Consider the following 15,034-nt stretch of genomic DNA (forward strand, 5'->3'; position numbering starts at 1 on the left):
TTTGTGCTATCGGAAAAATCAACAAGCGGTCAAATTTAACCAATTTTTTTACAACATTTCTTTGCAATAAAAATGGGAAATTTAACCGCTTGTTCAATGCAAAAATTTTGTGAACGAGATCAAAGAACAAACGGTAAGTGTTTCTATTTGCATTGGATTACGTGGGATAATTCCTTATCTTTTTAAAATCTTAAGGAGCTTATATGAAACTCAAAAAACTTGCTTTATCTGCTGTGCTTTCTATAGCGGTTTCAAGTGTGTATGCGGCGGAATTGCCGAATATTACGATTTTAGCAACCGGTGGAACGATTGCCGGCAGCGGACAAAGTGCCGTGAGTTCAGCCTATCAAGCAGGGCAATTAAATATTGATACGTTAATCGAAGCCGTACCGGAAATGAAAACGTTGGCAAACATTAAAGGCGAACAAGTAGTCAAAATTGGCTCACAAGATATGAGTGACGAAGTATGGCTAAAATTAGCGAAAACCATTAATAATCAATGTACCAATACGGACGGCTTTGTGATTACTCATGGTACAGATACGATGGAAGAAACCGCATATTTCCTCGATATGACGGTAAAATGCGATAAACCGGTGGTTTTAGTCGGTGCAATGCGTCCAGCAACGGAGAAAAGTGCAGATGGTCCGTTGAATTTATATAATTCAATTGTAGTGGCTAAAGATAAAAAATCGGCAAAACGTGGTGTGTTAGTCGCAATGAATGATGAAGTACTAGGGGCAAGAGATGTGACTAAAACCAGCACCACCGCTGTACAAACCTTTCACTCACCGAATTTCGGTACTCTCGGCTATATTCATAACAGTAAAGTCGATTACGAACGTGCTCCGGAAAGCAAACACACGCTAAATACCCCATTTAAGGTTGATAATCTGAATGAACTGCCGAAAGTCGGTATTATCTACGCTTATGCCAATATGCCGACTGAGCCGCTTAAAGCCTTATTAGATGCGGGTTATCAAGGTATTGTGGTTGCTGGTGTCGGTAACGGTAATATGAATGCTGCAAATTTAGCGTTACTTGAACAAGCAGCGAAAAATGGTGTTGCGGTGGTTCGCTCCTCACGTGTGCCAACCGGCTATACTACTCGCGATGCGGAAGTAGATGATTCTAAATATGGTTTTGTGGCATCCGGCACACTCAATCCACAAAAAGCACGTGTATTATTACAACTTGCCTTAACTCAAACCAAAGATATCAATACTATCCAGCAATATTTTGAAGACTTCTAGTTTTCAGCCATAAATACAAGCGGTCTATTTCTTGCAAAAAATTGCGAAAAATAGACCGCTTGTCTTTTTGTAACTATCGCTTATTTTACAAAGCTATCAAAGGTTAACTCATAGTTATCTCCATCACGATTATATGAAATATAACGAGGGAATTTTTCACCTACATATTTTTTCACAGTAATCGCTTTGTTATCACTGGTTTTAAAACTATAAGTAATTTCTTGATAAGTCTGCCCTTTTACCGTTACCGCTTTTTGTACTTTATTGAGTTTTACATTTGGCGTCGGATATAATTTTTTACCATTGGTTGTTTGAAAACTATTCGGTAAACGATCGTAATAACTTAATTGAAAAGCAGTAGTAAATAAATCAAAAGTCGGCATCGTTAACGCCTCTTGTTTTAATGGATCTTTCGCTTTTCCATATTTAATTGTACTTGAATCAATCTCCGCTAACGCATAGGTTTTACCATTACGTGTATCGCGGTAGCTCAACATATTAAATTGCCCGTTACGCTCTGTTCCTTTCGCAGAGAAAACAATGTTATACAGTGGCACGTTAATTTTCGATTGAATCGAATACTGACCCGCTCCATTTTTAAAATGCACATAAGCCGGCATTAAATAATTCGAACTATATTTAATATTGAAATCCTCAGCCCAAGCGGTTGAAATTAACGATAAAATTGCAAAGAACGAGAGTGCGACTTTTTTAAAAAAATTCATTTATTTTTCCTCAAGTTTGGTATTTTCGAACAAACGGAGAATTGCATTGGTTTCCCGCAATTGTTCTGCCTTTTCCACTTGCATTTTGGTTAAATGCGGAGAGAAATAGTTAATAAAATCATACATATAATTACGTAAGAATGTGCCTCGTTTAAATGCGATCTGAGTCATACTAGATTGGAATAAGTGGCTCGCATCAATCGAAACTAAATCACTGTCTGCCGCTGTATGAGCCATTGATGCCATAATCCCAACCCCCAAACCTAAACGTACATAGGTTTTAATCACATCCGCATCTGTCGCCGTAAACACAATATGAGGCAAAATTCCTTCTTTATTAAATGCATGGTCTAAATCTGATTGTCCGGTAAAACCGAAGGTATAAGTAATCAGATCATATTTACCAAGCTCTTCGACCGTCAAACTCTCACTTTGGTTCGCAAATTTTACTAACGGGTGATCCGGTTTCACAATTACCGAACGATTCCATAAATAGCAAGGCAGTAAAATCGCATCTTCAAATAAATGTTGTGCTTCAGTTGTAATCGCAAGATCAACTTCCCCTGCCATTAACGCATCGTAAATTTGACTTGGTGAGCCTTGATGTAACTGTAGACTTACTTCCGGATATTTAGTTTTAAACTTCTCAATAATCGGTGGTAATACATAACGAGCCTGCGTATTCGGTGTCGCAATTCTTAATACGCCACGATTTGGACGCGTTTGTTCTTCTGCTACCGATTTAATACTTTGTGCTTTAACTAATAATTCTCGGGCAATTGCAACGATTTTTTCTCCGGCAGGTGTTAACCCTTTGATATGTTTACCGTTTCGTTCAAAAATATTAATGCCTAACTCACTTTCTAATAAGCGTACTTGCTTACTGATACCCGGCTGAGAAGTATAAAGCGTTTCTGCCGCCTCAGTGATATTCAGATTTTGGTTTACAATTTCAACAATATAACGTAACTGCTGTAATTTCATTATTCAATTCCTTTAATAATCTCAACAAGTTGACTCATTGAGCTAATTTCATAAGTCGAACGGATTTGTGTTTCATTTTTACTTTTGGTCGGATTAAACCAACAAGTATCAATTCCAGCATTATTACCGCCTAAAATATCAGATGCCAAAGTATCGCCGACCATTAAGACTTTGGTTCTATCCGATTGATCCATTAATGCAAAGGCATAATCAAACACTTGACGATCCGGCTTTGCCGCACCAATTTGCTCGGATACTACCACAATTTCAAAAAATTTTTCGGTTTCTGTATTAATTAATCGTTTTTGTTGTAATTCAGTAAAACCATTGGTAATAATGCCTAATTTCACTTTACCGTAAAGTTGTTTTAGCATATCCATCACACCATCTAATGGCTTACTAACTAGAGCCATTTCCGCCATTAATTCTTGATTAAGCTGTAACGCATCAACCCCGGTTTGGTGCGATAACTTAGCAAAACGACGCGTTTGAATATCTTTTGCGGTAATTTCATTATTTTGATAAGCAACCCATAACGGTTTATTAACCGCTTGAAACTCATCATAATCTTGTTGGCTAAAATCAATGCCATAATGTTTTAACATTGATTTTAGACCTAAATATGAATTGAATGAAAATAGTGTTTCATCCGCATCAAATAATACCCATTCATACCTCATTATTTATAACTTCCTTCTATTTCATGCATAATCCATTCCACAAAATGTTGCACTTTCGCAACTTCTTTCATTTGCGGAGGATATACAACATAAAATGCTTTTTCATCATAGACATCTGTAGCAAACGGCTCAATCATCGAGCCTTCTTCAATTTCATCTTGAGCAAGAATTCGATTAGCAACCACTACACCTTGACGATGCTTCGCCGCTTGAATCCCCATTGAAGTATTCGGGTACATCGGACCGGATTCAACTTCTAAATGGTTTAATCTCAGGTGTTCCGCCATTTGCTTCCATTTAGTATGTGAACAAACGTGAATCAAATTTTTACCTTCTAAATCTTGCGGTTTACTAATAGGATTATCTCGCAAATATTCCGGTGCAGCCAAAATCATAATTCTAGCCTGAACAAGTTCAATCGCTTCAAGATTCTGCCAATTACCTGTTCCGTAGTAAATTGCGACATCAATATCTTTACCTAATAACCCTTCATCTTGTGAAGCCGTAGTCAGCCGCACTTCAATATCCGGATATTTATTGTGAAACTCGTTTAAGCGAGGTACAAGCCAGTGCATACCGAATGATGGTGTCGTACTAATTGAAAGAATTTGTCGGCTACTTTTTAACTTAACTTTTTCAGTAGCCATCGCAATTTGTTCCAAAAGCGGTTGAATATCTTCAAAATATTGCTGACCGGCTTCAGTTAATTCTAATAAGCGATTTCTGCGATGAAATAATGACACGCCGAGAAAATCTTCTAATAATTTTATCTGATGACTTACTGCCGCTTGCGTTACAAATAAATCATCCGCCGCTTTAGTAAAATTTAAATGGCGAGCTGCCGATTCAAATGCTTTTAATGCATTTAATGGAGGGAGTCTTTTGTTCATAGTAATTAATTATTCTTGGTTAATTTGGTTAAATAATGGGCTTTGACCTTAAAGGTAGAATGGTTATTCCATTATTTTTTTTGATAGTTAGAATTAAAATTTTTAGTTTGCGTTACTGGTCCAACATCAATATAATTCGTGCCGTACTTAGACAGATAGTGATAGCTGAGATAGACTCTCCGCTATTTCAGATTTTTAAGTATGATGTTGTGTTTGCATATTGGTCTAGGAAACTAGGCTAGAGTAACCTTGAGTTACTCGTTTCACTTCCTGTATATTTTGAACCCTTTTGGTTTATCAACCGCCCTATTTGGGCGGTTTTTTTCGTTTATATCTTATCTATTGTATCAGAATCGATAAATCCTGCCAGTATTTGGCAACTATTTTCATTAAAATTTCTTATCCCAGACCATAAATTATAAATTTTTTATTCATAAACGAAAACAGCATCATTACGCCGGTACTACATAAATCCTGTAATTTATAGTATCCTTCCGTCTTATTTTGATTATCTAATAGAGAGCTCCCTTGAGTAAACGCAGACTGACCCAAAACCAACAACGTCGCATCAAATCGAATCATCATAAAAAAATCGCAAAGCCTGAATTAGAATGGCAAGACGAAATGCTTGGCGAAATTCAGCAAGGTATTGTGGTGACTCGCCATGCAAAACACGCTGATGTTGAAACTGAACAAGGTGAAATTTATCGTTGTAATCTCCGCCGTACCCTCAAAAATGTCGTAGTTGGTGACTGCGTATCGTGGCGTAAAGGTAACGAGCAATTACAAGGTATCAGCGGTGTAATTGAAGCGATTTATCCGCGTAAAAACGAACTGAGCCGTCCTGATTACTATGACGGAATCAAAGTCATGGCGGCAAATATCGATCAAATCATTATTGTTTCTGCCGTATTACCTACTCTTTCACTCAATATTATTGACCGCTATTTAGTCATTTGTGAAACAGCTAAAATTCCTGTGCTTATCGTGTTAAATAAAATTGATTTGCTTTCGGAATCAGAACAACAAGCAGTGCAAAAGCAATTAGCTATTTATGAAAATATCGGTTACGAAACCCTTTGTCTGTCTGCCGATACTGGTGAAAACATGGATAAATTAGATCGCTATTTGTCACGTGGTACTTCAATTTTTGTTGGTCAATCCGGAGTAGGAAAATCGAGTCTTATCAACCAATTATTACCGGAAGTCAACGCATTGACAGGCTCTGTGAGTGATATTTCAGGCTTAGGGCAACATACGACCACCTCTTCTCGCTTATATCATTTACCGCAAGGAGGTAATTTGATTGATTCACCAGGAATCCGTGAATTTGGTTTATGGCATTTAGAGCCGGAGCAAATCACGCTTGGTTATCGTGAATTTCAATCGGTATTAGGCACATGTAAATTCCGAGATTGTAAGCATAAATCGGATCCGGGCTGTGCGGTAAGAGAAGCGGTCGAAAAAGGTGAAATTAATGCAATTCGCTTTGAAAACTATCATCGACTAATTGAAAGCCGTGATGAAACCAAAAGTCAGCGTCATTTTAGAACAGAAGAATAAAATCAAATAAGAATCAATAGCAATGAGTACAAGTTTCATTTATCCTAATGCCCACTTGATCGCAGGTGTGGACGAAGTCGGTAGAGGCCCGTTAGTCGGTGCAGTAGTAACCGCCGCCGTGATTTTAGATCCAAATAATCCCATTGAAGGATTAGCCGATTCTAAAAAACTGTCGGAGAAGAAGCGTTTGCTTTTAGCGGAGGAAATTAAAGCAAAAGCGCTTTGTTGGTCTTTAGGGAGAGCCGAACCGGAAGAAATCGATCAATTGAATATTTTACACGCAACGATGCTTGCCATGCAGCGAGCGGTTGCCGGATTAAATATTCAGCCCGATTTCGTGCTAGTTGACGGTAACCGTATTCCAACTTTACCGATGCCGGCACAAGCGGTCATAAAAGGAGATAGTTTAGTTGCCGAGATCAGTGCCGCTTCGATTTTAGCTAAAGTTGCCCGAGATCAGGAAATGGATGAATTAGATGTGCAATATCCAGAATATGGTTTTGCAAAACATAAAGGCTATCCGACTAAACTACATTTTGAAAAACTGGAACAATTTGGGGCAACCCCTTTTCACCGAAAGAGCTTCGCCCCAGTGAAGAAAATCTTAGGTTTATAAATGTTAGAACTACTACTCGAACCATTCCAATATAACTATATGCAAAAAGCGATTTTTGTCAGTATGGGCGTTGGTGTGGTTTGTGCTTTTCTCTCTGCCTTTTTAATGCTAAAAGGCTGGTCTTTAATTGGCGATGCTCTTTCTCATGCTGTAGTACCGGGCGTTGCTATCGCTTATGCGTTAAAACTTCCTTATGCTTTCGGTGCATTTTTTTCCGGTATTCTTGCCGTACTTTCGATTTTATGGGTAAAAAGTATGACTCGTATAAAAGAAGATGCGATTATCGGCTTTATTTTTACTACATTTTTTGCACTGGGTATGTTTATTGTGTCACTCAACCCGACATCGGTTGATGTGAATGCGATCATTATGGGCAATATTCTTGGTATTGCGGATGAAGATTTATGGCAAGTTGCAATCATTATCGGATTATCGTTGCTCGGTCTTATCCTGTTCTGGAAAGATTTACTGCTCACTTTTTTTGATGAACATCACGCATTATCCGTAGGACTTTCTCCTCTACGTTACAAAATCTTATTCTTTACCTTATTAAGTGCTTGTGTCGTGGTGGCATTACAAACCGTTGGTGCAATCTTAGTGATTGCAATGGTTGTTACGCCAGGTGCAACCGCCTATTTACTGACAGACAGATTCCCTCGTTTAGTCATCATTGCCATTCTTATTGGTAGTTTAAGTAGTGGAGTCGGAGCCTATCTCAGTTACTTTTTAAATGGTGCGACCGGCGGTGTGATTGTGAGCTTACAAACCTTTATCTTTTTATTGGCATTTTGCTTTGCACCTAAATACGGTTTAATCAGCCAAAAACGTAAGCGTTTGGAGGCAATCAATGAATGAATTGATACAATGGTTTGTTACACCTTTTGAATTTGAATTTATGCAAACCGCTCTTTTTACAGCTGTCTTAGTCGCTTCTATTTGTGCGGTACTTTCCTGCTATTTAATTTTAAAAGGTTGGTCATTAATGGGCGATGCAATTTCTCATGCTGTATTGCCGGGTGTCGTCATCTCAAGTCTATTAGGACTACCTTTAGCTATCGGTGCATTTACTTCAGGATTATTTTGTTCGATTTCTGTGGGCTATCTCAAAGAAAACTCTCGCTTAAAAGAAGACACCATTATGGGCATTATGTTTTCTGGCCTATTTGCGTTCGGTATCGTGTTATTTACCGCCTTACCGACCGAACAACATCTTACCCACTTACTATTCGGTAATTTGCTCGGTGTGACTCAATCCGAATTAATGCAAACCATGATTATTTGTGCGATAACCTTTAGCATCATTATCTTTAAACGCAAAGATTTCTTACTCTATTGCTTCGATAGTAGCCATGCTAAAGTAATTGGTTTACCGGTCAAATGGCTACACTACGGATTGCTTGCACTCTTAGCATTAACCATCATTAGTGCAATGCAAGTTGTTGGTGTGATTCTAGTTGTTGCAATGTTAATTGCTCCAGGGATTACCGCCTACCAACTATCAAACCGCTTTGACTATATGTTGGTTATTGCGATGATCATTGCGATTAGCTCATCTGTTTTTGGGACGATATTAAGCTATCATATTGATGCGGCAACGGGTCCAACAATTATTTTAATTCAATCGATTGTTTTTATAGTGACACTAGTAAATAAACAATATCAACAATACAAGCGGTAAATTTTTTTGCAAAATTTTCTAAAAAATTAGAGAATTATTACTTCTAAGCAACTCATTCATAAGGAATATTTATGTCAAACACTACATTTGAAGAAACGATTTTCAGTAAAATTATCCGTAAAGAAATTCCGGCAGCAATTGTCTATCAAGATGAACTCGTAACGGCTTTCCGTGATATTTCTCCACAAGCACCGACTCACATTTTAATCGTGCCGAATAAATTAATTCCAACCGTAAACCACGTTGAAGCAGAAGACGAATTAGCCTTAGGTCGCTTATTTACCGCTGCGGCGAAAATTGCAAAAGAAGAAGGTATCGCAGAAGATGGTTACCGCTTAATCATAAATTGTAACGTACATGGCGGTCAGGAAGTATTTCATATCCATATGCATTTAGTGGGTGGTGAACCTTTAGGCAAAATGTTAAACAATAAATAGAATGAAACGATTAAAATCTTATTGGCTATTGGCAAGTTTTTCGCTTTTTTTAACCGCTTGCGGCAGTAATCCGCAAAGTTATATCAAAGGAAAATCAGAACCGATTGTAAATATTGAAGCTCAAATTGCTCCACTTATACAAGTTGATGCTGAAATCGATAAACTTTCTATCACGAATCTGAGTGAACAGCCGCTTAATTTATCCTACAAGTTATTTTGGTATGATAGTCAAGGCGTTACCCAAACTGCAAATGACATATCAGAGCAATCTTGGTTACAGTTGTGGTTAAATAGCAAACAGTCACAAACACTACCGTTTGAAAAGCCAACTAATGAAAGCAGCAATTATCGTATCTATTTACGTGGTAGCCGATGAATGTTTTTGATTGGCTTGCAAGGCAACAACAAGCGGTCGTTTTTCGCAAAAATTTATCAGGATTGACCGCTTGTAGCCAACAGATTCAGCTCGCCTCTGGCGAGCGTTTTGTTTTACGCCAACAAAATGAGCGAGCAACCGCTTTCGGGATTAGTTATACTCAAGAGGTACAAATTTTACGCTATTTAACTCACTTACCTTTTACGCCAAAGGTCTATTACCATAATGAAAATGCTAGTTTATTAACTTGGGTTGAAGGTAATATACCTAGCCACTTCAGCTCATCATTACTAAGCAAGCTGGCGTTACAACTTGCTGAATTGCATCTTTTTCCTATTACTCAACCCCTTCCAAAGCTGGAACTTGCTGAGCGTTGTCAATTTTTATGGGACAAGCTCTCAGAACAGCAACAAGCCACATTAAGATTCCAGCCCCCATTTCAAACGATCCAGCCTTTTACATTAGCAATCTGTCACCACGATCTGCATTTAGGTAATTTTATTGAAAAAAATGACCGCTTGTATCTGATTGATTGGGAATATAGTGCCGTGTCGGATCCAGCATTAGAGATTGCGATGCTTTTTAGTGCGAATGCTAAAATACTCAACGAACAACAACAAACTAAGTTTCTTCGATTGTATCTACAAGCAACAAAATTTAATCAGAAAGGCTTTAAACAAAAAATGGCAGAATATCATTCTGCCATTAATCAGTTAAATCAATTATGGTTTGCGATTCTTGAACCATAAAAACTATTCTAAGAATGGATTATGCAGTTTCTCACGTCCAATTGTGGTGTGGGGGCCATGACCAGCAACGACAATAAAATCATCATCTAAATCAAACATTTTAGTGCGAATTGTATTGAGTAACACCTCTAAACTGCCTAGATAAAGATCAGTACGTCCAATGCTGTCTTTGAATAAGACATCGCCACTAAAAGCGATTTTATTTTCAAAATCAAAGAAACCAATATGTCCTGGTGCATGCCCTGGTAAATGGCGAACGCTAAAACGTAACGAACCTACTTCAACTACATCATTTTCATTTAACCAATAATCCGGTAAGAATGCTTTTACTGGCGGAAGGCCGAACATTTCACACATTTGCGGTAGTTGTTCAAATAACGGTTTATCATCAATATGAGAACCATACACTTCTACACCAAAGTGATCCCGAACTTTTTCAACCGCCATAATATGATCTAAATGACCATGTGTAAGTAACAATTTTTGTACATTCAAGTTTTGTGATTCAACAAACTGAATGATTTTATCTGCATTATCGCCTGCATCAACAATAGCGGCATTTTTATTATCATCCCAAATAATACTGCAGTTTTGCTGAAAAGCACTTACTGGGATAATTTGTAAATTAAACATAAAATTTAACCGCTTACTTAACCACGCCACGTACGAACTGGGCCGGTATCTACATGAACAAAATTACTGCGAGGATAATAACCCACACCGCCATTATGCAAACTTTCCGCAGCCGCTTTTACTTTTGCCAATGGCACACCTGATACTTGGAAATCAATCGCCTGACCACGGATATGGAAGCTATTACTTGCCACACCACGATATATACGACGCATTCTCGCATTAGTTTGTGCCGAACGATAACCACTTAGCACCAAAATTTCAGCATTGCGAAAACCTAAACGTTGCTGAATTTGATTCAATTTAACAAATAACATCGGATCAATACGCTTCACTTGATTTGTATGACGATCTCTCATTAAATAATTAAGCTGACCTAAATCCGCAGTAGATAATCCTCCACCACTAAATTTTGCCGCATAAGTATCACCGGTATTCACATTACGAAAACGTAATGCTAATGGTGTTGGCGTTGAAAGTGCTGCCATCACTTTGCTCGGCAATAAACTTGCGCCTAAAACAAGACCACCGAGTGATAACCACTTACGGCGTTGAACATTTATTTGATTCATTGGTATTCCTCATTCTTCACGAGTAATGATTGATAGTAGATGACTCAAACTAAATTATTTACTATCAGCCATAAATAAAGGCTTATTATTAATAAGCCCTTTAGTCTAACTCTAAAAAAGAAAGTTCCGAGAAGCAAGCAAAAACTTCTCGGAAATCGTCAGTTTGTGAATTAGATCACACTTCTAACCTTGCTCCAATTCACAGCATTTTTCGGAATTGCAACATCGAGTTTATAAATATCCGGTAAGGTATAAACTTTTCCATTTTCAACCCAAGAAGTCACATAATATAAATAAACCGGATTATCCGAACGAATATTCGCTGAAGTTGTTTTTTCACTCGCTAATACTTGTTGTTTTTTATCCATACTCCAACCGGCTTCTTTTAATAAAATACTCGCCAATTCATCCGAACGTTCAACACGAACACAGCCAGAACTTAATGCTCGATCCGTCTTACTGAATAAACCACGGTTCGGTGTATCGTGTAAATAAATCGCATCTGAACTTGGCATATTAAATTTAAAACGACCTAACGCACTATCGTCCCTGGCTTTTTGACGAATACGATATGGTAAACTTTTACTATTCACATATTGTGACCAATTCACGCTACGAGGATTAATTTTATTACCTTTTCCATCAAAAATTTCATAACCTGCCGCTTCCGCAAAGCCTGGATTTCTCGCTAATTTTGGCACAATATCTTTGGTTAAAATTGTTGGCGGAATATTCCAAGGCGGATTTACTACTACATTACTTAATTTGCTGTACATTACTGGTGTACGACGATCATCACGTCCGACAATCACTTTTGATTGTAATGCAAGCTGACCGTTTTTAAAGTAATAAAGTTGATAGCTTGGAATATTTACAAAAATACCATTATTAAAACTTGGAATAATACGTAAACGTTGTGTATTTAACGCCAATTTGTAAAATGCTTCACTACCTGCAGAAGCTACAGGGGCGTTATCTGATGCTGAATTTTTAGCTTTCTTCTCTGTTTTAGCTTTCTTCGCTCCACCTGCCGACATTGAAAGTACTCGTTGAGCTGTTTCCTGATAAATATGGTTGCGTGGCACTAAATTTGCAACAAACTGACCTGAGCTACCATTTTTAGTTGATTTTACCCACTGGCTGATTTGCTCAGTACTCGGCGATTTAGGCGAATAGCTACCTAAATTGTATAACCATTGATTTGCATTTTTATACACATTTTTGTTGTAGTATAAATAATCTAAAAAACCATCAGTTAATAGCATATCTCGTGCTAATCCTTCCGGCTGGTTTAAAATTTGTTGTAATGCTCTCGCAGATTTACCTGAAACGCCACTTGCAGCAAATAAAGCATATTCTTTTAAGAACTGCTTCTCTGCATTCTTATCTACCCACATCGGGGCAAACTCATTATCCAAATAAATTTGAGTAACCGTTTTACCTAATAACAACGGGCTGTTTCCCACTGTCTGTTTTACTTTAGCTTCTGCCTCGGCAAATTTACGTGCTTCTTCTTGGCGAATTTGTTCTTGTTCAAGAGCATAATCCGCTTGTTTTGCCAATGCAGCGGCTCTTGCCTGCTGAGCACTAAAACTTAATTGAGGTAGAATTGCATCAGATACTACATTATTTTCAACAACAGGTCTTGCTGTAACATTCGCTACATTCTCTTGTTGAACATTTGTCGTCGTTTCAGCAAATGCCATACTTGAAAGCATTACTAACGGTAGTAATTGAAAGGTTTTCACCTTATTCATATAAAAATCCTTAAAACCGAGATTGTAAAATATTCATAAAAACAAGCCGCTTAACTCGCGTTAAGCGGCAGTTGATTTAATACATTATAAGCTATTTTATTACTTCTTATCAATTTCTAACCAATCAACCATCATTTTTTCAGCTTCCTTCAAGAAAAAGTCCGGAGCTTCATAGTCTTTTGGTAGAGCATCAATATTCTTAATCGCTTTCTTGCCTTCCCTTGCAAAACGTGCATTTAGGTCTTTTAAGCGTTTAGCTTCATCTGTACGATCTTCTTTTAAACGTTCTGCTAAATTCAGAGATGTATATTTACGAGCATCTCTTTCCTTTCTAATCGCAATATCCTCATTTAAGGTCATAAATTCCGGCTCTTTTGCAATACGTTCTTCATGTTTAGTTGTCAACGTCGCTACAGCATCCCTTGCATGACCTGCTTCTTGATAAGTTGCAGCTGGGATTTTATCCCATGGTAAGGCATTATCTTCAAAACTTTCGCCAGTTTTCGCTGCATTAATAATTTCAGGGAATTTAATATCTGCATCAACGCCTTTTAGCTGAGTACTTCCACCATCAATGCGATAGAATTTCTGAATCGTATATTGGATAAAACCTAACGGTTCCTGATCCAAATCATATACGAAATTCAATGAACGACTTTGCTGAACAGTCCCTTTGCCAAAAGTTTGCTGACCGACAATAATCGCACGGTTATAATCTTGCATTGCCGCTGCAAAAATTTCCGATGCAGATGCACTATGGCGGTTAATCATCACCATAATTTTACCATCATATAGTGATTTATCCGCTTCTGGATCTTCATGAACTTTAATACGATTAAACGCATCACGTACTTGAACAACAGGACCTTCTTTAATGAATAAGCCTGTTAACTCAACAACTTCTGTTAATGAACCGCCACCGTTTTCACGTAAATCAATAATTAAACCGTCCGCTTTTTTAGTTTTCATTTGTTCTAAAAGTTTACGAACGTCATTGGTTAAACCGATATAGAAAGTCGAAATTTTGATAACAGCAACATTTTTACCATTCACTTTTTCAACGGTAAGTTTCGCCGCACTATCTTCCAAACGCACTTTATCACGAGTAAGCGTAATTACTTTGGTTTTACCACCTTTTTCCGGCTCAATTTCTAAACGAACTTTCGTGCCTTTTTTACCTTTAATCTTGTCAACAACATCATCTAAACGCCAACCAATCACATCTTCGATCTCGCCTTGCTCTTGACCAACCCCGACAATTTTATCACCTACGCCAATTTTTTTACTGCGTGCAGCTGGGGCCCCAGGAACAAGGGATTTGATCGTAGTTACATCATCTTCCATTGCAAGTGTTGCACCAATCCCCTCCAAAGAAAGATTCATACTCTCTTGGAATGCCTTCGCTGCTCTAGGCGATAAATAACTGGTATGCGGATCAATTTCACGAGCAAAAGCATTGAGATAGGTTTGTAAAATATCGTCCGCTTTCACTTGCGTTAAACGTTTAATTGCTAAGTTATAGCGTTTCGTTAATGTTTTCTTAATTTCAGGCCATTTTTTATCTTTAATATACAAACTGATCACATCATTTTTAACACGTTGCTCCCATAGCTGATTAGCTTCTTCAAGAGAAGTTGGAAACGGTGCTTTTTCACGATCATTTTCAATTTGATCAGAACCTTTTAAATTTGGCTCTTTATCTAATAACGATAGTGCATACTTATAACGTTCATAACGACGTTTAGTCATTAAATCATAGATTTCAAACGCTGAATCTAACTTACCTTCATAAAGCTCATCATCTAATTTAGTCGCATATTTTGCTCGTAACTCATCAATATCCGATTGTAAGAAGGTATTATGTGCACCATCTAACCAATCCATATAACGATTAAAAATTTTACTAGCAAATTCATCATCTAAGTTGAATTTATGATAATGAGATTGTGTTAAACGAGCCGTAACACGTTTAGTAGATAAACTATGCTGTTCTGTCGGTTTTGGCGTCATTAAAGCACTTTCTTTAATTTGCGGCTCTACTGCAAATGCAGTGCTTACCAATGTACCTAAACAAAGTGCAATGAGTCGGCTAAGTTTGTTTATTTTCATAAAAATCCTGAT

The 15,034-nt window shown here is 37.6% G+C and carries 16 protein-coding genes; 8 read left to right on the top strand and 8 right to left on the bottom strand.

Translation table 11 applies throughout. The features are described 5' to 3' along the window. Positions 1 to 203 precede the first annotated feature (203 nt). A complete protein-coding gene (gene ansB / locus NYR60_RS04855) occupies positions 204 to 1,253 on the top strand; it encodes an L-asparaginase 2 (protein WP_279465836.1) in 1,050 nt (349 codons plus the stop codon). An 80-nt stretch (positions 1,254 to 1,333) separates the two neighbouring features. Here ansB and NYR60_RS04860 read toward each other — a convergent pair whose 3' ends face one another. From NYR60_RS04860 to NYR60_RS04875, 4 genes are read right to left on the bottom strand one after another with little or no spacing between them, the layout of a single operon-like run. Continuing rightward, positions 1,334 to 1,978: a hypothetical protein gene (locus tag NYR60_RS04860; RefSeq protein ID WP_279465838.1), complete on the bottom strand. Its 645-nt coding sequence runs from the start codon at positions 1,976 to 1,978 to the stop codon at positions 1,334 to 1,336. Then, the gene (cysB, locus tag NYR60_RS04865; protein ID WP_279465840.1) at positions 1,979 to 2,962 is read right to left on the bottom strand and encodes an HTH-type transcriptional regulator CysB; all 984 of its coding nucleotides are present in this window, start codon (positions 2,960 to 2,962) and stop codon (positions 1,979 to 1,981) included. Further along, complete coding sequence (gene yjjG, locus NYR60_RS04870) at positions 2,962 to 3,642, bottom strand: pyrimidine 5'-nucleotidase (RefSeq protein WP_279465842.1); 681 nt, start codon at positions 3,640 to 3,642, stop codon at positions 2,962 to 2,964. Before yjjG ends, cysB begins: the two co-directional genes overlap by 1 nt. Next, positions 3,642 to 4,532: a transcriptional regulator GcvA gene (locus NYR60_RS04875; protein WP_279465844.1), complete on the bottom strand. Its 891-nt coding sequence runs from the start codon at positions 4,530 to 4,532 to the stop codon at positions 3,642 to 3,644. Before NYR60_RS04875 ends, yjjG begins: the two co-directional genes overlap by 1 nt. 528 nt (positions 4,533 to 5,060) lie before the next feature. Between NYR60_RS04875 and rsgA the strand changes: the two genes are divergently transcribed. From rsgA to NYR60_RS04910, 7 genes are all read left to right on the top strand, one after another. Then, a complete protein-coding gene (gene rsgA, locus NYR60_RS04880) occupies positions 5,061 to 6,095 on the top strand; it encodes a small ribosomal subunit biogenesis GTPase RsgA (RefSeq protein WP_279465847.1) in 1,035 nt (344 codons plus the stop codon). Positions 6,096 to 6,117: 22 nt separating this feature from the next. After that, complete coding sequence (gene rnhB / locus NYR60_RS04885; protein WP_279465848.1) at positions 6,118 to 6,711, top strand: ribonuclease HII; 594 nt, start codon at positions 6,118 to 6,120, stop codon at positions 6,709 to 6,711. Further along, on the top strand, positions 6,712 to 7,566 hold the full coding sequence (locus NYR60_RS04890; protein ID WP_279465849.1) for a metal ABC transporter permease: 855 nt from the start codon (positions 6,712 to 6,714) through the stop codon (positions 7,564 to 7,566). Beyond that, entirely contained in the window at positions 7,559 to 8,389 is an 831-nt protein-coding gene (locus NYR60_RS04895) for a metal ABC transporter permease (protein WP_279465850.1), read from the top strand. The genes NYR60_RS04890 and NYR60_RS04895 overlap by 8 nt, the downstream gene beginning before the upstream one ends. A gap of 71 nt (positions 8,390 to 8,460) precedes the next feature. Next, complete coding sequence (gene hinT, locus NYR60_RS04900) at positions 8,461 to 8,826, top strand: purine nucleoside phosphoramidase (RefSeq protein WP_279465851.1); 366 nt, start codon at positions 8,461 to 8,463, stop codon at positions 8,824 to 8,826. Position 8,827: 1 nt separating this feature from the next. Further along, complete coding sequence (locus tag NYR60_RS04905; protein ID WP_279465852.1) at positions 8,828 to 9,202, top strand: YcfL family protein; 375 nt, start codon at positions 8,828 to 8,830, stop codon at positions 9,200 to 9,202. Then, on the top strand, positions 9,199 to 9,951 hold the full coding sequence (locus tag NYR60_RS04910) for a phosphotransferase family protein (RefSeq protein WP_279465853.1): 753 nt from the start codon (positions 9,199 to 9,201) through the stop codon (positions 9,949 to 9,951). Before NYR60_RS04905 ends, NYR60_RS04910 begins: the two co-directional genes overlap by 4 nt. A gap of 3 nt (positions 9,952 to 9,954) precedes the next feature. Here NYR60_RS04910 and NYR60_RS04915 read toward each other — a convergent pair whose 3' ends face one another. From NYR60_RS04915 to prc, 4 genes are all read right to left on the bottom strand, one after another. Then, positions 9,955 to 10,584 (bottom strand): MBL fold metallo-hydrolase, encoded by a 630-nt coding sequence (locus tag NYR60_RS04915; protein ID WP_279465854.1) that lies wholly within the window; start codon positions 10,582 to 10,584, stop codon positions 9,955 to 9,957. A 17-nt stretch (positions 10,585 to 10,601) separates the two neighbouring features. Then, positions 10,602 to 11,156 carry a YcbK family protein gene (locus NYR60_RS04920; protein ID WP_279465855.1) on the bottom strand — a complete coding sequence of 185 codons (555 nt, stop codon included), beginning with the start codon at positions 11,154 to 11,156 and terminating at the stop codon, positions 10,602 to 10,604. A 170-nt stretch (positions 11,157 to 11,326) separates the two neighbouring features. Beyond that, positions 11,327 to 12,913 carry a L,D-transpeptidase family protein gene (locus NYR60_RS04925; RefSeq protein WP_279465857.1) on the bottom strand — a complete coding sequence of 529 codons (1,587 nt, stop codon included), beginning with the start codon at positions 12,911 to 12,913 and terminating at the stop codon, positions 11,327 to 11,329. 99 nt (positions 12,914 to 13,012) lie between these two features. After that, entirely contained in the window at positions 13,013 to 15,022 is a 2,010-nt protein-coding gene (gene prc / locus NYR60_RS04930; protein WP_279465858.1) for a carboxy terminal-processing peptidase, read from the bottom strand. Positions 15,023 to 15,034: the final 12 nt, after the last annotated feature.

The organism is Actinobacillus genomosp. 2, from assembly GCF_029773605.1.
Taxonomy (GTDB): Bacteria; Pseudomonadota; Gammaproteobacteria; order Enterobacterales; family Pasteurellaceae; genus Actinobacillus.